The following is a 20,063-nucleotide window of genomic DNA, read 5'->3' on the forward strand; positions in this document are numbered from 1 at the left end:
CGGGCTGCGTCACGGGTCTGTGACCGGTGGGGGCCCCTGGTGGATATCGGCCCGAGTGGCGCGATATGGATGGACGCATGAGCCACAACGGGGGACCGGGCCACGGGGCCGACGAGACCACGAGTTTTGTTCTGCAACCGCCTCGGCAGGCACAGGCGCAGCAGCCTCCGCAGGCACAGCAGCCTCCGCAGGTGCCGCAGCCTCCGCAGGCGTCCCACGACGCGCCGGGTCCGCAGCCCGGCAACCCCTACGCGATGCCCGCCCAGGCCGCGCCCGTCCCGCGGGAGAACGGCGTCGGGCGGCTCATCGCGGGCCGCTACCGGCTCCTCGCCAAGCTCGGGCACGGCGGCATGGGCACGGTGTGGCGGGCCAAGGACGAGACGGTGGACCGGGAGGTCGCGGTCAAGGAGCCGCGCGTACCGGACCACCTTCCCGAACGTGAACGGGCCAACGCGTTCGAGCGGATGCGGCGCGAGGCGCGGGCCGCGGCCCGGCTGGACCATCCGTCCGTCGTGAACGTCCACGACGTCGCGGTCGTCGACGGGCAGCCGTGGATCGTGATGGAGCTGGTCCACGGGCGCTCGCTCGGCGCCGCCCTGCAGGAGGGCACGCTCGGCGTGCGCGAGGCGGCCCGCGTCGGCCTGGAGGTGCTCGGCGCGCTGGAGGCCGCCCACGCGGCGGGCATCCTGCACCGGGACGTGAAGCCGGACAACGTGCTGCTCGGGCGGCACGACCGGGTCGTCCTCACCGACTTCGGCATCGCCCAGATCGAGGGCGAGACCAACCTGACCGACACCGGCGGTTTCGTCGGCTCGCCCGAGTTCATCGCGCCCGAGCGGGTGCTGGGCCAGCGCCCCGGCCCGGCGTCCGACCTGTGGTCGCTGGGCGTGGTGCTGTACGCGGCGACGGAGGGCGTCTCGCCGTTCCGCCGCAGCAACACCCCGGCGACCCTCCAGTCCGTCCTCAACGCCGCGCCCGCGCCGCCCGCCGCCGCGCGGGGCCCGCTCGCCGAGGCCATCAACGGCCTGCTGGAGAAGGCCCCGGCCCGCCGCCCGCAGGCCGCGCAGGTCCGCGCCCTGCTGGAGCGCGCCGCGAACCCGCCCGCCCCGGCGCCCGCCCCGGCGCCCGCCCAGGTGGTCACCGCGCCCGGAAGCCCCACCGAAGCCGGAGCCGGAGCCGGAGTGGACACCGGTACCGGCACCGGTACCGGAGCCGGTACCGGAGCCGCGATGGGCCCGATCGACGGCTGGTCCGTCGTGGTCAGTGCCGGACGGGCCGGCTGGGGTCTGCGGGTCGGCACCAGGCTGTTCTGGACCGGGCTCGGGGCGGCGGTCGTCGCCACCGCGGTCGCGGCCTGGCTGATCGTCGCCGGCCCCTCCGGCGGCGGGCTGCCCGCCGACTGGACGACGAGCGCCCAGAAGGACGTCACCGCGACGCTGGCGGTGCCGAAGGACTACGTGATCGGCACGCCGGACCGGGAGTCGGACGACGACCACTGGGTCAGCTTCACGGACCCGAGCGGGGCCGTCTCGATCGTCCTGACGGTCGACCGCAAGGCGGAGGACACCGGCGGCGAGATCAAGGACTCCGCGGCCGCCGAGATGTACGAGGACAACGACGACTTCAAGACCAACGGCAGCTACGCCCTCGACATGCCGAAGGGGCCGAAGACCGAGCCGGACGCCACCGCCGAGTACCGGGGCAGGCCGGCCGCCGAGAACACGGTCCGCTACACCACCGACGACACCCAGAACCCCCGCCCCCGCGAGATGCGGACCCTGTACTACAAGTCCACCGCCGGCGACATGTACAAGCTCACCGTCGCCTACCCCGGCAAGGGCGACTTCACGGAGCGGGGCCGGGAGGTGGCGCGGACGGCGATCGCCCACCTCGACGTGGACAGGCTCTGACGGGCCACGCTCGTGGCAGGCATGTGACATGAGCGGCGACGGGGACCCCGGAGGCGCCAACGGCCTTGCCCTTGGCGGGCGTTACCGGCTGCTCGAACGCGTCGGAGCCGGCGTCACGGGCACCGTGCGGCGGGCCCGGGACCTGCCCGCGGAACGCGGGGCGGCCGTCAGGGAAACCCGGTTGCCGGGGAATCCCGGGGACGAGGCCCGTCGCCGTGCGGCCCACCGCCTCCACCACGAGGCCCGCGCCGCCGCCCGCGTCGAGCACCCCTGCGCGGTCTCCCTCCACGACGTCGTCGTGGAGGAGGGCGGGGGCCTTCGGGACGGACTGCCCCGGATCGTCATGGAGCTCCGTCGGCGTACGCCTCACGCAGTGGGACAGGGCGCCGGGGTCGCCGCTCGGGCGGGCGGCCGAGGCGCGTGGGACGAGGAGCGGGGCACGGCCGTCCTCGCGGCGGCCCGTGACCGGCTCCGGATCGAGATGCCGCGGGGCGCGGTGTCGTGGAACGGGGAACCATCACGCACAACGCGCTGATCAGCGGGTTTGTTGCCAGTGACCACTGGCGTCGTGTGTGCGGTCGGTGAATCCCTATTACCGACGGGTACCAAAAGTGTTCGCCACGTCATACCCTGCGGCTCATGACGGACTCGCAGGCCCCGGAGAAGACCGGTACCAACCCCCTCGCCCCGACCCCCACCGGCGCCCGTACCGCCGCCGACGTGGTGACCCCCCAGCTCGTCGCCCACCTCACCAGGGGCGTCGTCGGTTCCGGGCTCACGGCGAACCACACGCCGTTCACCGGCGAGAAGCTCGCCGACCTGCCCGAGTCCACTCCCGAGGACGTACAGCGGGCGTTCTCCGCGGCCCGGGCCGCGCAGGCGGTGTGGGCGCAGGTGCCGGTGCGGGAACGGGCCGCGGTCCTGCTGCGCTTCCACGACCTGGTGCTCCAGCGCCAGGGCGAGGTCCTCGACCTGATCCAGCTGGAGACCGGCAAGGCGCGCCTGCACGCCCACGAGGAGGTGCAGGCGGTCGCCGTCGCGGCCCGTCACTACGGCCGCAAGGCCCCCGCCTACCTGCGGCCGAAGCGGCACGCGGGCGCCATGCCGACGCTGACCAAGGTCACCGAGCTGCGTCACCCGCGCGGGGTCGTCGGCCAGATCGCTCCCTGGAACTACCCGCTCGAACTCTCCGTCGGCGACGCGCTGCCCGCCTTCGTCGCGGGCAACGCGGTCGTCATGAAGCCCGACACGGAGACCTGCCTCACCGCGCTGTGGGCCCGTGACCTGCTCATCGAGGCCGGGCTGCCCGCCGAGGTCTTCCAGGTCGTCATCGGCGAGGGCCCGGTCGTCGGCCCCGAGGTCGTCCGGCACGCCGACTACGTCTCCTTCACCGGCTCCACCCGCACCGGCCGCGAGGTCGCGCAGGGTGCCGCCGCCCGCCTGGTCGGCGTCTCCCTCGAACTCGGCGGCAAGAACGCCATGCTGGTCCTGGAGGACGCCGACATCGACAAGGCCGCCGCCGGAGCGGTCCGCGCCTGCTTCTCCTCCGCCGGTCAGCTGTGCATCTCCATCGAGCGGCTGTACGTCCACGAGTCGATCGCCGACGCCTTCCTGGAGCGCTTCGCCGCCCGCACGAAGGCCATGCGCCTCGGGACGTCCCTCGCCTACGGCGCCGACATGGGCTCCCTCGTCGGCGAACGCCAGCTGGAGACCGTGACCCGGCACGTGGAGGAGGCCGTCGCCAAGGGCGCCCGGGTCGTCGCCGGCGGTGTCGCCCGCCCGGACATAGGCCCGTACTTCTTCGAGCCGACGATCCTCGACGGCGTCACGGAACCGATGTCCGTGTGCGGCGAGGAGACCTTCGGCCCGGTCGTCTCGGTCTACCGCTTCGCGACCGACGACGAGGCGGTCGAACGCACCAACGCGACGCCGTACGGCCTGAACTCCTCGGTCTGGACGAAGGACGGCCGGCGCGGCCGCGCGGTCGCCGCCCGCCTGCGCACCGGCACCGTCAACGTCAACGAGGGCTACGCCCCCGCCTACGGCAGCGTCCAGTCGCCCATGGGCGGCATGAAGGACTCCGGCCTCGGCCGCCGCCACGGCTCCGAGGGCATCCTCAAGTACACCGAGGCCCAGACGGTGGCCCAGCAGCGGCTGCTGCCGATGGCGCCGTCGCTGGGCATGGACGACGAGAAGTACGCGGAGTTCATGAGCCGCAGCCTGCGCCTGATGAAGGCGTTCCGCTTCCGCTAGACCGCACCCGTTCTCGACGAGGAGAGCACGTGTCACAGGAGAACTCCGCCCAGCCCCGGGACGAGGACGGCCCCGGCCGCCAGGACGCCGCGGTCGACACCGACACCGACACCGAGGTCGACACCGAGGCCGTGGACGACGCGTACGACTACGACGTCGTCGTCGTCGGATCCGGCTTCGGCGGCTCGGTCACCGCCCTGCGCCTCACGGAGAAGGGGTACCGGGTCGGCGTCCTGGAGGCCGGCCGCCGCTTCACCCGCGAGTCGCTCCCGAAGAACTCCTGGGACCTGAAGAACTACCTCTGGGCCCCCAGGCTCGGCATGTACGGCATCCAGCGCATCCACCTGCTGGGCAACGTCATGGTTCTGGCCGGAGCGGGCGTCGGCGGCGGCTCCCTCAACTACGCCAACACCCTCTACGTCCCGCCGAAGCCCTTCTTCGAGGACCCGCAGTGGCGGCACATCACCGACTGGCAGGAGGAGCTGGCCCCCTACTACGACCAGGCCACCCGCATGCTCGGCGTGCGCCTCAACCCGACGACGACCCCGTCCGACGTGCACCTCAAGGCGGCGGCCGAACGGATGGGTGTGGGCGACACCTTCCACATGGCGCCGGTGGGCGTGTTCTTCGGGGACGGCAAGGACGCCGACGGGTCGGTGACGGCACGGCCCGGCGAGCAGGCCGCGGACCCCTATTTCGGGGGCGCGGGTCCCGCCCGCAAGGCCTGCAACGAGTGCGGCGAGTGCATGACCGGCTGCCGGCACGGCGCGAAGAACACCCTCAACGAGAACTACCTCTACCTCGCCGAGAGGGCGGGCGCCGTCGTCCACCCCCTGACGACGGTCGTCTCGGTCACCGACGACTCCCGGGGCGGGTACGCGGTGGCGACCCTCCCGACCGACGACCGCCGCAGGTCGCGCGGCCGCACCTTCACCGCCCGCCGGGTCGTCCTCGCCGCCGGCACCTACGGCACCCAGACCCTGCTGCACCGCATGAAGGCGGGCCGGCAGCTGCCGTACCTCTCCGACCGGCTCGGTGAGCTGACCCGCACCAACTCGGAGGCGCTGGTCGGCGCCCAGACCGACGACCGCCGCTACCGCAGGGCGACCGGGCGGGCGAAGGCCGACTTCACGCGCGGCGTCGCGATCACGTCCTCGATCCATCCGGACGCGCACACCCACATCGAGCCGGTCCGCTACGGCAAGGGCTCCAACTCCATGGGCAGCCTGTCGATCCTCCAGGTGCCGTACGCGGAGGGCTCGTCGCGGGTCGCCGGCTGGCTGGCGAACGCCGCCCGCCACCCCGTCCTCGTGCTGCGCTCGCTGTCCAACCGCCGCTGGTCGGAGAAGACCATCATCGGCCTGGTCATGCAGTCCCTGGACAACTCGCTGACGACGCACCTGAAGCAGACGGGTATCGGCAAGGGCCTGCTCACCGCACGCCAGGGGCACGGCAGTCCCAACCCCAAGCAGATCAAGGCGGCCTCGGTGGCGGCCGACGCCCTCGCCGCCGAGATCAACGGCTTCGCCGGCTCCAACGTGGGCGAGCTGATGGGGACCCCGCTCACCGCCCACTTCCTCGGCGGCTGCCCGATCGGCGACTCACGCGAGACCGGCGTCATCGACCCCTACCACCGGCTGTACGGCCACCCCGGCATCTCTGTCGTGGACGGCGCCGCCGTCTCGGCGAACCTCGGCGTGAACCCGTCGCTGACGATCACCGCCCAGGCCGAGCGCGCGATGTCGTACTGGCCGAACAAGGGCGAGCGGGACCCGCGCCCCGCACAGGGAGCGGCCTACGAGCGGCTGAAGCCGGTGCAACCGCGCGACCCGGCGGTCCCGGCGGAGGCGTTCGCGGCCCTGCGGCTGCCGTTCCTGGGAATGCCGACGGTGCCACCGAAGAAGTAGCCGGACCCGGAAGAACCGGACCCGGAAGAAGAGGTCACCGGACACGAAAGAGGGACCTGCGCCCCCCTCCGAGCGCAGGTCCCTCCTTCACGGTGGCCCCAGGGGCCTTGTCAGGCCTACGCCTGTGTCCTGCGGCGGCGCGCGGTGAACACCGCACCCGCACCGGCCACGACGGCGACACCGCCGACCAGGCCGATCATCGGCAGCACGGAGCTGGAGCCGGTCTCGGCGAGGCTGCCGGTGGCGGGGATCTCGTTGGCGCCGCCCTGCGGCTGCTTGCCGCCCTCGGGGGCCTGGCCCTCGCCCGGCTTGGCCTCACCCGGGTCGTCGTTGCTGCTGCCGGGCCGGAGCACGGTGAACTCGTAGAGCGCGAAGGAGCTGTGGACGCAGTTCTTCTCCGCGTCGACGTAGCCGCCGAGGCCCAGGGTGAAGCCGTCGCCGGCCGGGGCCTTCGCCGTGATGTCGACGCGGAGCTTGATGTCGACGGTCTCCTTGGGACCGAGTTCCGTCTGGCCGAAGTAGAAGCCGTTGCCGAAGTCGTCCGCTATCGAGTCCCAGGCCTTGGCCTGCGGGTCGTAGTACTCGATCTTGGCGTAGGTGCTCAGCCAGGTCCGCTCGTCGTCGCTCATCGACTCGTTGTCGATGGCCGCGAGCCACTGCACGGTGCCCAGGGCCTCGTCGCTGTGGTTGGCGGCGGTGAGCTTGAAGGTGTGCCACCCGCTGCCTGCGACGATCTTGCCGGGCAGACCGGACACGGACAGTTCCAGCTGGGAGTCGACGTCGACGCCGTCCTCGTCGACCGGGCAGTCGTCGGGGAATTCCGACGGCTCCCCGCCGGGCGAGGAGGAGGCGGACGCCGACGAGGAGGACGAAGAGGAGGACGACGGGGAGCCGGTCGGCTCCGTCTCCTCGGAGGCGGACGCCGAGCTCGACGCGGACTCGGAGGCGGACTCGGACGCGGACGCGGACTCCGAGGAACCCGCCGAGTCGGACGGCGAGGCGGAGGTGCTCTCGGACGACGACGCGCTGGCTGACGCCGTGCCGCTCTCCTCGGCGAAGGCGGTCGGCGCCGACAGCAGGGCCAGCGGCGCGAGGACGGCGGTCGCGGCCATGGTCACCACGGCTCGGCGGAGCTTCATGAAAAGAGACCTCGATCGATGAGATGCGTCACGGCGGCGAGGCCGCGGCGCGGTTGAGGAGGCCTTCCGCATGGGGGAGCGGCTGACGGCCCTGAGTTCGCTAGGTGTGACCGGCCGAGCCTGTGAAGAGTTGCCCTCTCTTCACACGCTTCTTATGTGGCATGCGTCACACCGGCATGGAGAGGGCTCCGCCCGGCGTGGCGAAGGGGTCTGCCCGGCGTGGCGAAGGGCCCTGTCCGGTACGGCGAAGGGGTCTGCCCGGTACGGCGAAGGGCCCCGCGGGACGGATCCGCGGGGCCCTTCCTTACCGTCAGCACCGGCGTCAGGGCGGCGCCGGTGCCTGCGGAGCGGCGCCGGGGGGTTGCGCCGCTGGCTTGTCGAGCTTCCGTGTCCGCGCCGGATGGCCGCCGGGGCGTACGCGGGGCGCGCGACTGGTCCGGACCTTTGGCGGTCGGTGGGGACACAACGCCACTCATCGGGTCACAGTGCGGGAGAGTGGTGCAATGCGGTTGTCCCCGGCGGGACTTGGGGCTTTCTACGCATCGTGCTGGATGAACGCGGCGCCCGCAACCGTTTGACCCAGCCCTTGTGTGTTTTTGCCCTTCCCGCCGGCCGGCCCCGAGCGTCCCCGGGGCCGGCCGTTCTCTTGGGTGACCGGGCTGCTGTCCCCTGCCGTCCGGTCACTTCCCTGGAGCGAGGTCCCACGGCGCACGGCACGACCCGTGCGCCTCATCGCTCCAGTGAGCCACGCGTGGTTCTTCCGGGCCCGCCCCTGGCTGGAGCGGACACCGGGACCAACGAAGCCGTCCGGGGCCGGTCACGCGCCGTACGGGTGAGAGGGGCACCGAACTCAGATGCGACCCCGGCACAGTTCGAGGAGCGTCATGGCGAGCGACGTGCCGGGCTTGCCGAGGGCCTGCCGGTAGTGGTCGAGGATCTCCATCTCGCGGGACAGGTTCACGCGCCGGCCGCCGGAGGTGATCCGGGCCTCCTGGATCACGGCGGACACGGCGACCCGTTCCTGGATGAGACCGATGATCCGGTCGTCGAGCGCGTCGATGCGGTCACGCGCGCCGGTGATCAGGTCGGCGGCCTCGGGGGTGCGGGCGCCGGTCACGTCGGTGGCGGTCATGGGGGCTCCTGTGGTGGTGGGTACGGATGCCCCGGAACGGCAGGACCCGGGAGAAACGACAGGCGCCCCGGGCCTTGTCGGCCCGGGGCGCCTGGGAAGTCGCTGCGTCAGCTCAAGCAGCACGACCATGGCAGCCGGCGGGCCGGGTGCCATAGGTAAAGACGAAGGTCGCGTGCGAAAGCATGGGGCCAGTATGCCACGGCGGTTCACGGGCGCCGGGGGCCGCGGGCCCGGCGGTCCCCGGCGCGGGACCGGTCCCACGCCCACCTCGGTAGAATTGGCCAGCACAGAGACCCCGCCCAAACCGCCGGAAGGCCCCCGTGTCAACAGCGACTCCCGCTGCCGCCGCCCCCGACACCGTCCTGGTCGTCGACTTCGGCGCGCAGTACGCCCAGCTCATCGCCCGTCGAGTCCGCGAGGCCCGGGTCTACAGCGAGATCGTGCCGAGCACCATGCCGGTCGCGGAGATGCTCGCCAGGAACCCGGCGGCGATCATCCTCTCCGGCGGTCCCTCGTCCGTCTACGAGGAGGGCGCCCCCCGCCTCGACCGCGAGCTGTTCGAGGCCGGCGTCCCCGTCTTCGGCATGTGCTACGGCTTCCAGCTGATGGCGCAGACCCTCGGCGGCACCGTCGACAACACCGGCGCCCGCGAGTACGGCCGTACCGACCTGCACGTCTCCCGCTCCTCCTCCACCCTCTTCGAGGGCACCCCGGCCGAGCAGGCCGTGTGGATGTCGCACGGCGACGCCTGCTCCGCCGCCCCCGAGGGCTTCTCCGTCACGGCCTCCACGGACGTCGTCCCCGTAGCCGCCTTCGAGAACGACGAGAAGAAGCTCTACGGCGTCCAGTACCACCCCGAGGTCATGCACTCCACCCACGGCCAGCAGGTGCTCGAGCACTTCCTGTACCGCGGCGCGGGTCTCACCCCGGACTGGACCACCGGCAACGTCATCGACGAGCAGGTGGCCGCCATCCGCGAACTCGTCGGCGACAAGCGCGCGATCTGCGGCCTGTCCGGCGGCGTCGACTCCGCGGTGGCCGCCGCCCTGGTCCAGAAGGCCATCGGCTCCCAGCTGACCTGCGTCTACGTCGATCACGGCCTCATGCGCAAGGGCGAGACCGAGCAGGTCGAGAAGGACTTCGTGGCCGCGACCGGCGTCCAGCTGAAGGTCGTCGACGCGGAGGAGCGCTTCCTCACCGCCCTCAAGGGTGTCTCCGACCCCGAGGAGAAGCGGAAGATCATCGGCCGCGAGTTCATCCGCGTCTTCGAGCAGGCCCAGGCGGAGATCATCGCCGACGAGGGCCCCGAGGTCGCGTTCCTGGTCCAGGGCACCCTGTACCCGGACGTGGTCGAGTCCGGCGGCGGCACCGGCACCGCCAACATCAAGTCCCACCACAACGTGGGCGGACTGCCCGAGGACCTCGAGTTCCAGCTCATCGAGCCGCTGCGCAAGCTGTTCAAGGACGAGGTCCGCATGGTCGGCCAGGAACTCGGCCTGCCGGAGGAGATCGTCCAGCGCCAGCCGTTCCCCGGCCCCGGCCTCGGCATCCGGATCGTCGGCGAGGTCACCAAGGACCGCCTCGACCTGCTCCGCGACGCCGACGCGATCGCCCGTGAGGAACTGACGGCGGCCGGTCTGGACCGCGAGATCTGGCAGTGCCCGGTGGTTCTCCTCGCCGACGTCCGCAGTGTGGGCGTCCAGGGCGACGGCCGCACCTACGGCCACCCGATCGTCCTGCGCCCGGTCTCCTCCGAGGACGCCATGACGGCCGACTGGTCGCGCCTGCCGTACGACGTCCTCGCGAAGATCTCCACCCGGATCACCAACGAGGTCCGTGACGTCAACCGGGTCGTCGTCGACGTCACCTCGAAGCCGCCGGGCACCATCGAGTGGGAGTAGGCCCCCCGGCGCAGGCCTTCTGGAGCAGGCCCTGCGGGGGTCAGGTCCGCCTGAGAGCGCGCACCGGCTCTCCGGGCTTCCAGACCTGGGCGACCAGGTACGTGTCGTCCTCGACGTAGGTCCGTACGACCTCCGTCAGCTCGGTGCGGAAGAGGTGGAACGGCTGCGGCGGTTCCACCTCTTTCACGTACCCGGCCCGCGCCTCCCCGTCCTCGACCTCGACGGCCCGCCCGCTGACCCGTACGTCGCCGCCGCCCATCCCGGTGCCCTCGCCCGGGTTGGCCTGGAGCGAGAAACGGGGGTCGCGGCGCAGGTCGAACACCTTGAGCGAGCCCGGCATCATGCCGAACCACAGCTCACCGTCCAGGAAGCGCACCTCCAGGCCGCTGGTGCGCGGGGAGCCGTCCCTGCGCAGGGTCGCGAGGACGTGGTGCGTGAAGGCGCCGAACCGGTCCTCGACGACCCGTGCGAATTCCGGCTCCGCCTCGGCGAACACCGCCCATTTCACCGCTGTCGTGGAACGTGCTGTCATACGGCGAGTGTGACGCCGATACCCGACATCTTCTGTCCGGTATGAATCCGGTCCGTCTTCGGCAGGACAGGGCGGTGCCGCGAGCCGGAGGCCGGCGCGGGACGCCCGGCGCCCGGGTCGGAGGCCGGCGCGTCCTGATCGACCACAAGGCTGCCGTGGCGACCCGGGAACAGCTCGGCGGCGACCTGGTGGCGTGGATCAACTACCAGCCCCTGTGGCAGGACATCAGCCGCAGCGAACCCGACCTGCTCGGCTAGCCGGGTCAACACGGCGGGCCCGGCGTCACCCGCGCTGACCAGACCTGCCGGAACGCGACGGGGTGCCGTAGGGCACAATTCGCTGTCGTCGCAGGGGAGTTGTTCACAGAGGCGGTGGCCGGTTCTCACCGGGGCCATCAGCCGTACGGGTAGCGGGGAAGGCGGGCGTCGGCAGTGGCGGTGCAGGAGGCGAGACAGGGCCCGGAACCGGGCGCGCACGACGGGGGCTGTGCCTGCGGGGACTGCCCGCACGGGGCGCGCGAGGGGCACCGGCGGGCGGTCGCCGCCTTCCTGGTGAAGCGCGACGAGTTCGCCGCCGGACAGGGCCTGCCGGCCGCCGTCGCCCACTCGGCGTCCGCCTCCCGCCAGTGGGTGTCGGAGGAACTGGCCCAGTCCGCCGAGCTCGTCGCCGAACGCGGCCGCGCCGAGGGCCGGTCCTGGCTGAACCGCGTCTGGCTGCGCACGGCCTGCACGGTCGGGGCCGCGGTCGTCACCCTGCTGCTGGTGCAGTCCCTGACCGCGACCGGCGCCGGCTGGACCACGGCCCGCACCGCCGGACTGCTCGCCGCGCTGCTCGTCGGCGGCGCCCTGACCGCCGCCTCCTGGTTCCACCGGACGCGCGGCGGAGCACTGGCCCCCGTGATCGGCGAGGACAACCGCCTGTCCACCTCCCGTGCGGTCGCCGCCGCCTGGGTGCTGTTCTTGGCGTACGCGGTGCTGGTCCTGGTGGGCAGGCTGGCGGCCGCGTCCGGACCCGCCGAGCGCGACGCCCTGATCTCCGGACTCGACCTGGCGCGCGGCGCCGGCGTGGTGACCGTCCTCGCGGTGGTCTGCGCGATCGCCGTGCTGGTGCGGCGCGTGGTCGGTCTGCGCGTCCTCGGCCAGCGGCTCCAGAAGGTCCGCGCCGCCCGGCCCCGCGCCGCCGACCTGTTCACCGACGACGCCGGCCACGGCACCTTCGCCGACATCCAGTACGTCGTGATCAGCGCCGTCGCCCTGGCCTTCGCCGCCGTACGCCTCGCCCGCCGCCCCGACCAGCTGCCCGACCTGCCCTGGGGCCTCGCCGTGGTGGTGCTGGTGTCGGCCGCGACCTACCTCGCCGGGAAGTACGCCGAGGGCGGGCGGCCCGTGATCCTGTCCGTCGTCCGCTCCCGTGAGGCGGGCGACCTGGACGCCCCGATCCGCACCGGTGACGACATCGAGATCCGCGGCGCCGGATTCGTGCCGCCGGGTGCGCAGACCGCCGACCGCCTCTCCCGCATGGTCGTCCGCATCGGCCCCGTCCACGTCCATGTGCCCCTCGTCCCGGTCACGGGCGGCTTCAGCAACCCCACCGACGCGGTCCTCACCGTCCCGGTCCCGGTGGAGGTCGAGCCCGGCCGGGTGGAGGTACAGGTGGTCACCGCGGCCGGCGTGGAGACGAACCGCTACGCGATCGACGTGACGGACTGAGACAGGCGGGACGGGGGCGAGCGGGAGCCGGACGCACAGGACCCGAACGGCCAAGGCCCGGAAGAGGTGTTCGGCGACCTGACCGACCATTGAGCGCACCGCCCCTTTCCTGCGTATGGTTTGCCGAGGGCTCCACCACTGCGGGCGACGGGCGGCTACGGGCGATGACTCACGGCAGGCGGACGGACACGCACTCCCTCTACCGCGACGGCGGCCGCGGCAGTTGGCGGGACACCGCCACCCGCTACGCCCTCCTCCCGCTCCGGATCTTCCTCGGCGTCACCTTCGTCTACGCCGGCCTGGACAAACTCACCGACGGCGCCTTCCTCAAGGACAGCGGCGCCGGCTCGATCGGTGACACCATGCGGGCCGTACGGGACTCCTCGGCCATCCCCGCCCTGGTCGACCTCGCCCTCAAGAGCCCCACCGGCTTCGGCTACGCCATGGCCTTCGGCGAACTCGCCGTCGGCATCGGAACCCTTCTCGGCGTCCTCACCCGCCTCGCCGCCCTCGGCGGCGCGCTGATCTCCCTCAGCCTGTGGCTGACCGTGAGCTGGGCCTCCGACCCGTACTACTACGGCAACGACCTCGCCTACCTCATGGCGTGGCTGCCGCTCGTCCTCGCCGGTGCCCCGGTCCTCTCCCTCGACGCCGCCTGGCACGCCAGGAGGCGTCAGCGGTCCGGAGGCTTCCTGTAGGCCGTGCCGCCCCCGGCACACCCCCTTCCGGAGCCAGCCTCCCGCCGCTCCCGCCGCTCCGGCTCCCGCTCCGGAGGTCAGCTTCCCGCGGCTCCCGCTCCCGCGTCCCGTTCCGCGGCGGCGTCCGGGTTTCCGTCCCGGTGTCCGCGGATCGCACGGGTCACGAGGCCGGTCACGGCCGCCAGACAGAGACCGCCCACGACGACGGGTATGACGGCGAACCAGGGCGTCTCCCAGCGACCGCCCGCGTCGCCCGCGTACATGACTCCCACGAGGACGAAGGCGGAGCCGGCGACCAGCCGGCCCGGCCGGAACTCATGACGCAGCACGGGCCACCTCCGCCTGTCCCGCCCCGACCCGGAGGTCGAGGTCGATCGTCCCGGTGTCCTTGCCGCCGGAGACGGGGGACAAGGTCACCTCCTTGTGCTTGCCCGGTTCCACGTCCACGTCCTTCTGGTCGTCACCCGGCAGTTGGATGTCGCCCAGGCCCACGTCGATCCGGACGGTCACCGTCACCTCCGGCGGCACGATCACCCGCAGCCGGCCGAGCCCCACCTCGGCGTCGGTGCTCACCGTCTGCCCCTTCGCGGGCCGGAGCCGGGAGAGGTCCAGGACGGCGTCGCCGGTGCCGAGGTCGTAGCCCTCCCGGACGTCCGCCACCGCCGTGGGCCGCCACGTCGTGTCGACCCAGCGCGTGCCGACGTTCTTCGGCACGGTGGCCGAGCCGGCGAGCAGGCCGGCCGTGACGATCGCCAGGAGGACCGACCCCGCGCCGGTGCGTCCCAGCAGCGAGCTGACCGCGATGCCCGTGCCGAGCACGATCAGCGCGACGGACAGGCCGGCCTGGAGGCTGGTGCCCAGCGGGTGCTCGTCCCAGGCGAGCCGGGTCGCCAGGCCGCCCGCGAGCAGCGCGAGCAGGAAGGACCAGCCGCCTGTCCAGCGGGGGCTTCGTGGCCGGGTCGGCCGGCTGTGCAAGGAGCGTATGGCCTCCCTGGCGTGCGCGTGCCCGAGGAAGTCGACGTGGACCGACGGCACGAACTCCGGGGCGTGGGAGTCCCCGGGACCCCACAGGTACCCCGTGCCGCCGTCGTGCGTGCCGTCCTTCACTATCGGGTCGCGCCACCAGGACGGGTACGCGGCCGGGACCGGGGGCGCCTGGGCCTCCGGCGGGGCGTCGGCGACGGCCTGGGCGGCGAGCGGGTCGGCGTCGGAGGCCTCCCGGTACCGCGACCAGTAGCCGGCGCCGGCCAGCAGGAGGGAGAGGACGACGGCGAAGGTGAGCACACCGCCGTTGTTGAGCATCGACAGGAACACTCCGCAGCCCACCAGCGCGAACAGCACGGCCGCGAGGGCCTGGCCGTCGACCCGGCCGGTCAGCAGCTTGCGCACCTCGTTCTGGCCGTCGTCGGTGTAGGGGACGAACAGCCAGGCGAAGCCGTAGAAGATGAGTCCGATGCCGCCGGTCGCGGAGAGCACGGCGAGCGTGATCCGGAAGATCACCGGGTCCATGTCGCACTGCCGCCCGAGGCCCGCGCACACCCCGGCGAGCATCTTGTGCTCGCGGTCGCGGCGGAACCGGTGCGGGGGGCGCTCGGCGAGGCCGGGGCCGCCGCCGGGGTGGGAACCGGGGCCGGGCGCCGACGCCCCGCCGTGGGCGCTGGCGGGCGGGGTGGCCGCGTCGGGTGCGCCGCTCCCGTCCGGTCCGGTGTCCGCGGCGTGCTGGTGATCCGTCATGAGTCCATGGTGGCGGGCGAGCGGCCCCGGCGGCAGTCGGAACGACCCTGGTCGGACCCTGATATCGGCCCTGAGCCGTCGCCCGGGACACGTTCGACGTGCGGGCCCGTCGAAGATCAGGGGCGTCTCGGGGGCGAACCCTGATGCCCGGGACCTGTGGCCGTGTGACCATCGTTGGCATGCCGGAAGCCGCAACAGCGCCACTCGTCGAACCGCGGCCGCCGCGCAAGCTCTACCGCAGCGGCGACGGACGCTGGCTGGGTGGTGTGGCGCGGGGGCTCGCCGGGCATCTCGGGCTGCCCGTGATCTGGGTGCGGCTCGTGTTCGTCGGCCTGTTCATGGCGGACGGCCTCGGCGCCCTGCTCTACGCGGCCTTCTGGTTCTTCGTGCCGCTCGGCATCGGCGGGGTCGGCGACCAGCGGCCCCCCTCCTTCGTCGCCACCGGGACCGCGCCCGACGGCCGCCGCAGGCTCGTCGCCCGCAAGCCCGACAAGGGCCAGATCGTCGCCCTGCTCCTCATGGTCGTCGTCGCCATGGTCTTCGTCGGCAATGTGAACCTGGGCAGTGGCGCCAAGGCCTACCTCCTGCCCGCCGTGCTGGTCGGCGCGGGTGTCGCCCTCGTCTGGCGCCAGGCGGACAACGCCCGGCGGGCCCGCTGGGTCGAGGTCGGCCGCCGACGCCGTACGCTCACGCTGCTGCGTGCCGGCGCCGGTGTCCTGCTGGTCACCGCGGGTGTCTCCGGCATCTTCGTCCTCCAGGGTTCCGCCGCCCACCTCGGCTCGGTCCTGCAGGCGGCCCTCGCCGTCCTGGTCGGCATCACCCTGCTCGCCGGGCCCTATCTGGTGCGCATGACGCAGGACCTGTCCGAGGAGCGGCTGATGCGCATCCGCGCGCAGGAGCGGGCCGAGGTCGCCGCCCACGTGCACGACTCGGTGCTGCACACCCTGACCCTGATCCAGCGCAACGCGGAGAACGCGGGCGAGGTGCGCCGCCTCGCCCGCGCCCAGGAGCGCGACCTGCGCACCTGGCTGTACAAGCCGGAGGGCACCGGCAAGGACGAGACGGACGAGCCCACCGCCCTCGCCGACGCGGTCCGGCGCCACGCCGCCGAGGTGGAGGACAAGCACGGCGTCCCCCTGGAGGTCGTGGTCGTCGGCGACTGCCCGCTCGACGAGCGGCTGACCGCACAGATGCAGGCCGCGCGCGAAGCGATGGTGAACGCCGCGAAGTACGGTGGCGAGGGCGGCGCCGTACAGGTCTACGCCGAGGTCGAGGGCAGGACGGTCTTCGTGTCCGTCCGGGACCGCGGTCCCGGCTTCGACCTCGACTCGATACCCGCCGACCGGATGGGCGTCAGAGAATCGATCATCGGCCGCATGGAGCGCAACGGCGGCACTGCGCGGCTGCGGGCGGTCCCGGGCGGCGGCACGGAGGTCGAGCTGGAGATGGAGAGGGCGGAGAAGTGATGAGCGACCCGACCGAGACGAACGGCACTACGGGGGCGGCCCCGGCGGCCGGGCCCGCGCACGACGGGGGCGGCGCCGGACGGCACGTGCGGGTGGTCCTCGTCGACGACCACCGCATGTTCCGCACGGGCGTGCAGGCCGAGATCGGCCGGACCGAGGAGACCGGTGTGGAGGTCGTGGGCGAGGCCGCCGACGTCGACCAGGCGGTCACGGTCATCACCGCGACCCGGCCCGAGGTCGTCCTGCTCGACGTGCACCTTCCGGGCGGCGGCGGCGTCGAAGTGCTGCGCCGCTGCGCCCCGTTGATGAGCGACGCCGAGCGGCCCGTGCGTTTCCTCGCCCTGTCCGTCTCGGACGCCGCGGAGGACGTGATCGGCGTCATCCGCGGCGGCGCCCGCGGCTATGTCACCAAGACGATCACCGGCACCGACCTGGTCGACTCCGTCTTCCGCGTCCAGGAGGGCGACGCGGTCTTCTCGCCGCGGCTCGCCGGGTTCGTCCTGGACGCCTTCGCCTCCACCGACGCCCCGCCGGTCGACGAGGACCTCGACCGCCTCACCCAGCGCGAGCGCGAGGTGCTGCGCCTCATCGCGCGCGGTTACGCCTACAAGGAGATCGCCAAGCAGCTGTTCATCTCGGTGAAGACGGTCGAGTCCCACGTCTCGGCGGTGCTGCGCAAGCTCCAGCTGTCCAACCGCCACGAGCTGACCCGCTGGGCGACGGCCCGACGGCTGGTGTGACGGGGGAGTCTCAGACCACCCGGGTGGCCCCCGCGTACGGCATCTCGTCGATCGGTGCCACGCGCACCGGGGCCGACGGGTTCGGGGCGTGGATCATCCTGCCGCCGCCGATGTAGAGCCCGACATGGGTGATGCCGGGGTAGAAGAACACCAGGTCGCCCGGCCGGAGTTCGGAGCGGGAGACGCGGTGCCCGGCGTCGATCTGGGCGTACGTCGTGCGGGGCAGGGAGACGCCCGCCGAGCGGTACGCCGCCTGGATCAGGCCCGAGCAGTCGAAGGCGTTCGGGCCGGTCGCCCCCCACACGTAGGGGCTGCCCAGCTTGGCGTAGGCGTAGGAGACGGCCGCCGCCGCGCGGGAGTTGGCAGCGGTGGCCGTGCCGGGGGAGGGCAGGCCGGCACGGGCTCCCGCCGAGGTCCGTGAGGCACGGGTGTCCGTTCCGCCGCCGGTGTCCGCGGTGAGACGCGCCCGTTCCTCGGCCGTGAGCCGGTTCAGCAGGCGCCGCGCCGTGCCCAGCTTCTCGGTGATCGTCTTCTTGTGGCGCTTCAGCTCCGCCTGACGCGTCTTGAGCGCGGTCAGCTGGACGCGGGCGGCGCCGCGCAGCTGCTCGAGCTCCCGCAGCTGCCTGCCGACCCGGTTGACGGCGGCGGACTGGCGGTCGCCCGCCCGTTCGGCGAAGGCGGCGTTGTCGAGGTACTGGTCGGGGTCGTCGGAGAGCGCGAGCTGCACCGCCTGGTCGAGGCCGCCACCGCGGTACTGGGCCGCGGCCATCGTCCCCAGCGCCTCGCGGGCCGTGTTGAGCCGGGCCTCCTTGCGCGCGGCCTCGTCGCGCAGCGCCTCCAGTCGTCGTTCGGCGGCCGTCGCCTTCTCGCGGGCGCCGTTGTACTTCTCGGTGGCGGCCTCGGCCTCCCGGTACAGCTTGGCCACCTTGGCCTTCACCTGTGCCGGGGTGGGGTTCGGCTCGGCGTGCCCGATCCCGTCGAAGGCGGTCGCGCCGGCCACACCGGCGAGGGCGATGGTCACCGCCGTGCGGGCCGTGTGGCCGCCGGCCGAACGCCGGCGGGGCTTGCGGTGCGCTGCCACGTGGGACTGCACGTCCTTTCGTCGACCGCCTCGTCGGTACGGCCGCCGGGGACCGGGGCCGCGGGGACGGTCCTCGGCCGCCGGGGGAGCGGACGCACGGCCGCGCGGTGCGGCTGACGTGCCCGGCGACGCCCGCACGGGGGAGCGGAGCGTCGCCGGACTCTCGGCGGTGGTGTCCGACTGCCGCCCCGGGCCGGGCGGCGGTGGGAAGCCGGTCACCTGGGGGAGGACGCTAGGCCCGTTCGGGTCGGTCCGGTGACGCGATGTACGGAAGTGACAGGAGTGGACTGCCAGGTGACCGGAAGTGGCCGCACCACCGGTCCCGGGGCGTCGACTTCACGCGGCGGGCCGACCGATGCGGTGAATCCGGGGCACCCCGGAGCGGCACGCTGCTATGAGGTGCACCTGTGCATCTGTGCACAGATGCACAGATGCACGCGGGGACGGTGGGGTGGGCCGGTGTCGGGAGGCGTCCGGCCCGGTGGCTAGCATCCGGCCTCATGGACGTACTCATCCACCTCTTCGTCGGCCTGCACATCATCGGCATCGCCGCGCTGCTCGGCGGCTTCCTCACGCAGATGAAGGCGATGGGGCAGGGCACGGCCCGCTTCGTCCCCGCGATGCTGCACGGTGCCGCGACGATGCTGGTCACCGGCGTGATCCTGGTCGGCCTCAACCAGGCCGACGACCAGGAGGTCAACAACATCAAGATCGGGGTGAAGCTGGCCCTGCTGATCGTGATCCTCGGCCTCGTCTACGTGAAGCGGGACGACGAGCGGGTGGAGAAGCCCCTGTTCGGCCTGGTCGGCCTGCTGACCGTGGCCAACGTCTTCATCGCGGTGCTCTGGACCTGAGCGACGCCCGCGCGTCCACGACCGCGCCCGCGGCGACGGCCAGCCACGCCGCCACCGCGACCCACAGCAGCACCTCCCCGGGGCCCCTCAGCCACGGCACGTCGACCGCGGCGGCGACCGACAGCGTCGCCACCGCCGTCATCCCCATCGGGAACACCGTCGCCCAGCGGCGCACGTCGTAGCGCGTCCGGGGCCACAGCACCTCCGCGACGAGCAGCACGGCGTACCCGGCCAGGTCGAGCACCAGCAGCGCGACGGTCATCGTGCGCAGGACGTCACGGTCGTCGCCGTTCCACAGATACAGGCCGCCGTCCCCGGCCACCAGGAGCTTCGACCCGGCCAGCGCCGAGATGGCGAGCGCCCCGCACGCCACCCAGTGGTCCCCGGGACCTTCCCGCACCTGCCGCGGGTCGAAGCGGGCCAGCGCGAGGCCGTAGAGGACGAGGCCCAGCCAGAACAGCGCCAGTGCCGCGTGCGCCGGCCAGGCCGTCGACTCGGCCCGCGCCAGACTCGCCGCGAGCACCGCGAGCCCCTGGGTCGCCACACAGCACAGGAACACCGATCCGGGCATGCGCCGGCCCCAGCGCCGTACGACGTTCACCAGGAGCACCGGCCACAGCACTGCGGCCAGGGCCAGCAGCGCCCAGGCGAGGGCCGGCCGGCCGGCCGCGGTGAGCCTGGTGCCGAGGACGGCGGTGGCCGCCACGGCCGTGAGCGCCCCCGGCACGGCCGCCTCGGCCCGCCACCGCTCGTGCTCCCGCACCAGCCGCAGGACGAAGTCCGCCGCCAGCGCCAGCCAGGCCGCACAGGCCGCCGCCAGAGCGATGCGGGACAGGACGTCGTACCCCGTCTGAAGCAGGCCGACCGACAGGACGCCGGTCGCCATCACGGCGGCCCCGGCCGCCGGGGGACGCTGCGCCCACCAGACGCGGAGGGAAGAAGTGCGGGGCATGCCGCCGATGCTAGGGAGGGCGCGGCGGCTTCCCCCGGTGCACGCGCGCGTGGGC

17 protein-coding genes and 1 pseudogene are annotated in these 20,063 nt (G+C 73.0%); 11 read left to right on the forward strand and 7 right to left on the reverse strand.

Annotation, left to right across the window (positions count from 1 at the left end):
• The first annotated feature begins 77 nt into the window (after positions 1 to 77).
• From ACIP5W_RS00645 to ACIP5W_RS00660, 4 genes are all read left to right on the forward strand, one after another.
• A complete protein-coding gene (locus ACIP5W_RS00645; RefSeq protein ID WP_401464538.1) occupies positions 78 to 1,910 on the forward strand; it encodes a serine/threonine-protein kinase in 1,833 nt (610 codons plus the stop codon).
• Between the two features lie 28 nt (positions 1,911 to 1,938).
• The gene (locus tag ACIP5W_RS00650) at positions 1,939 to 2,445 is read left to right on the forward strand and encodes a hypothetical protein (RefSeq protein ID WP_401464541.1); all 507 of its coding nucleotides are present in this window, start codon (positions 1,939 to 1,941) and stop codon (positions 2,443 to 2,445) included.
• A 104-nt stretch (positions 2,446 to 2,549) separates the two neighbouring features.
• Entirely contained in the window at positions 2,550 to 4,163 is a 1,614-nt protein-coding gene (locus ACIP5W_RS00655; protein WP_401464544.1) for a succinic semialdehyde dehydrogenase, read from the forward strand.
• 29 nt (positions 4,164 to 4,192) lie between these two features.
• The gene (locus tag ACIP5W_RS00660; protein ID WP_401464547.1) at positions 4,193 to 6,070 is read left to right on the forward strand and encodes a GMC oxidoreductase; all 1,878 of its coding nucleotides are present in this window, start codon (positions 4,193 to 4,195) and stop codon (positions 6,068 to 6,070) included.
• A gap of 116 nt (positions 6,071 to 6,186) precedes the next feature.
• Here the strand turns inward: ACIP5W_RS00660 and ACIP5W_RS00665 are convergent, their stop codons facing one another.
• Entirely contained in the window at positions 6,187 to 7,209 is a 1,023-nt protein-coding gene (locus ACIP5W_RS00665) for an LAETG motif-containing sortase-dependent surface protein (protein ID WP_401464550.1), read from the reverse strand.
• Between the two features lie 850 nt (positions 7,210 to 8,059).
• On the reverse strand, positions 8,060 to 8,452 hold the full coding sequence (locus ACIP5W_RS00670) for a chorismate mutase (protein WP_401465606.1): 393 nt from the start codon (positions 8,450 to 8,452) through the stop codon (positions 8,060 to 8,062).
• Between the two features lie 209 nt (positions 8,453 to 8,661).
• Here ACIP5W_RS00670 and guaA point away from each other — a divergent pair, with 209 nt between their 5' ends.
• On the forward strand, positions 8,662 to 10,242 hold the full coding sequence (guaA, locus tag ACIP5W_RS00675) for a glutamine-hydrolyzing GMP synthase (protein WP_401464553.1): 1,581 nt from the start codon (positions 8,662 to 8,664) through the stop codon (positions 10,240 to 10,242).
• Between the two features lie 40 nt (positions 10,243 to 10,282).
• On the opposite strand, the gene ACIP5W_RS00680 is transcribed toward guaA, so the two are convergent.
• Positions 10,283 to 10,774 carry a pyridoxamine 5'-phosphate oxidase family protein gene (locus ACIP5W_RS00680; RefSeq protein WP_401464556.1) on the reverse strand — a complete coding sequence of 164 codons (492 nt, stop codon included), beginning with the start codon at positions 10,772 to 10,774 and terminating at the stop codon, positions 10,283 to 10,285.
• A gap of 110 nt (positions 10,775 to 10,884) precedes the next feature.
• Between ACIP5W_RS00680 and ACIP5W_RS00685 the strand changes: the two are divergent.
• The 3 genes and pseudogenes from ACIP5W_RS00685 to ACIP5W_RS00695 form a co-directional block, all read left to right on the forward strand.
• A pseudogene (locus ACIP5W_RS00685) lies at positions 10,885 to 11,031 on the forward strand (class II aldolase/adducin family protein); the annotation flags it as partial.
• Between the two features lie 174 nt (positions 11,032 to 11,205).
• Positions 11,206 to 12,483, forward strand: a complete 1,278-nt coding sequence (locus tag ACIP5W_RS00690) for a hypothetical protein (protein ID WP_401464559.1) — start codon at positions 11,206 to 11,208, stop codon at positions 12,481 to 12,483.
• A gap of 164 nt (positions 12,484 to 12,647) precedes the next feature.
• Entirely contained in the window at positions 12,648 to 13,181 is a 534-nt protein-coding gene (locus ACIP5W_RS00695) for a DoxX family protein (protein ID WP_401464562.1), read from the forward strand.
• A gap of 77 nt (positions 13,182 to 13,258) precedes the next feature.
• Here ACIP5W_RS00695 and ACIP5W_RS00700 read toward each other — a convergent pair whose 3' ends face one another.
• On the reverse strand, positions 13,259 to 13,510 hold the full coding sequence (locus ACIP5W_RS00700) for a hypothetical protein (protein ID WP_401464565.1): 252 nt from the start codon (positions 13,508 to 13,510) through the stop codon (positions 13,259 to 13,261).
• On the reverse strand, positions 13,497 to 14,915 hold the full coding sequence (locus ACIP5W_RS00705; RefSeq protein ID WP_401464568.1) for a PspC domain-containing protein: 1,419 nt from the start codon (positions 14,913 to 14,915) through the stop codon (positions 13,497 to 13,499). Before ACIP5W_RS00705 ends, ACIP5W_RS00700 begins: the two co-directional genes overlap by 14 nt.
• Before the next feature lie 143 nt (positions 14,916 to 15,058).
• Between ACIP5W_RS00705 and ACIP5W_RS00710 the strand changes: the two genes are divergently transcribed.
• Both ACIP5W_RS00710 and ACIP5W_RS00715 read left to right on the forward strand, forming a co-directional pair.
• Positions 15,059 to 16,381 (forward strand): PspC domain-containing protein, encoded by a 1,323-nt coding sequence (locus ACIP5W_RS00710; RefSeq protein ID WP_401464571.1) that lies wholly within the window; start codon positions 15,059 to 15,061, stop codon positions 16,379 to 16,381.
• Entirely contained in the window at positions 16,381 to 17,121 is a 741-nt protein-coding gene (locus ACIP5W_RS00715; RefSeq protein WP_401464574.1) for a LuxR C-terminal-related transcriptional regulator, read from the forward strand. The genes ACIP5W_RS00710 and ACIP5W_RS00715 overlap by 1 nt, the downstream gene beginning before the upstream one ends.
• A gap of 10 nt (positions 17,122 to 17,131) precedes the next feature.
• Here the strand turns inward: ACIP5W_RS00715 and ACIP5W_RS00720 are convergent, their stop codons facing one another.
• On the reverse strand, positions 17,132 to 18,202 hold the full coding sequence (locus ACIP5W_RS00720) for an NlpC/P60 family protein (protein ID WP_401464577.1): 1,071 nt from the start codon (positions 18,200 to 18,202) through the stop codon (positions 17,132 to 17,134).
• 500 nt (positions 18,203 to 18,702) lie between these two features.
• Here ACIP5W_RS00720 and ACIP5W_RS00725 point away from each other — a divergent pair, with 500 nt between their 5' ends.
• Positions 18,703 to 19,056: a hypothetical protein gene (locus ACIP5W_RS00725; RefSeq protein WP_401464580.1), complete on the forward strand. Its 354-nt coding sequence runs from the start codon at positions 18,703 to 18,705 to the stop codon at positions 19,054 to 19,056.
• Here ACIP5W_RS00725 and ACIP5W_RS00730 read toward each other — a convergent pair.
• Complete coding sequence (locus ACIP5W_RS00730) at positions 19,034 to 20,008, reverse strand: tellurite resistance/C4-dicarboxylate transporter family protein (RefSeq protein ID WP_401464583.1); 975 nt, start codon at positions 20,006 to 20,008, stop codon at positions 19,034 to 19,036. The genes ACIP5W_RS00725 and ACIP5W_RS00730 overlap by 23 nt on opposite strands.
• Positions 20,009 to 20,063: the final 55 nt, after the last annotated feature.

This window comes from Streptomyces sp. NPDC088766 (genome assembly GCF_044750845.1).
Classification (GTDB): Bacteria; Actinomycetota; Actinomycetes; order Streptomycetales; family Streptomycetaceae; genus Streptomyces.

Excerpts from the sequence above, each read along its gene's own strand:
- ACIP5W_RS00645 (WP_401464538.1), top strand. The coding sequence starts at position 78 with ATGAGCCACAACGGGGGACCGGGCCACGGGGCCGACGAGACCACGAGT.
- ACIP5W_RS00650 (WP_401464541.1), top strand. The coding sequence starts at position 1,939 with ATGAGCGGCGACGGGGACCCCGGAGGCGCCAACGGCCTTGCCCTTGGC.
- ACIP5W_RS00655 (WP_401464544.1), top strand. The coding sequence starts at position 2,550 with ATGACGGACTCGCAGGCCCCGGAGAAGACCGGTACCAACCCCCTCGCC.
- ACIP5W_RS00665 (WP_401464550.1), bottom strand. The coding sequence starts at position 7,209 with ATGAAGCTCCGCCGAGCCGTGGTGACCATGGCCGCGACCGCCGTCCTC.
- ACIP5W_RS00680 (WP_401464556.1), bottom strand. The coding sequence starts at position 10,774 with ATGACAGCACGTTCCACGACAGCGGTGAAATGGGCGGTGTTCGCCGAG.
- ACIP5W_RS00695 (WP_401464562.1), top strand. The coding sequence starts at position 12,648 with ATGACTCACGGCAGGCGGACGGACACGCACTCCCTCTACCGCGACGGC.
- ACIP5W_RS00705 (WP_401464568.1), bottom strand. The coding sequence starts at position 14,915 with ATGACGGATCACCAGCACGCCGCGGACACCGGACCGGACGGGAGCGGC.
- ACIP5W_RS00710 (WP_401464571.1), top strand. The coding sequence starts at position 15,059 with ATGCCCGGGACCTGTGGCCGTGTGACCATCGTTGGCATGCCGGAAGCC.
- ACIP5W_RS00715 (WP_401464574.1), top strand. The coding sequence starts at position 16,381 with ATGAGCGACCCGACCGAGACGAACGGCACTACGGGGGCGGCCCCGGCG.
- ACIP5W_RS00725 (WP_401464580.1), top strand. The coding sequence starts at position 18,703 with ATGGACGTACTCATCCACCTCTTCGTCGGCCTGCACATCATCGGCATC.
- ACIP5W_RS00730 (WP_401464583.1), bottom strand. The coding sequence starts at position 20,008 with ATGCCCCGCACTTCTTCCCTCCGCGTCTGGTGGGCGCAGCGTCCCCCG.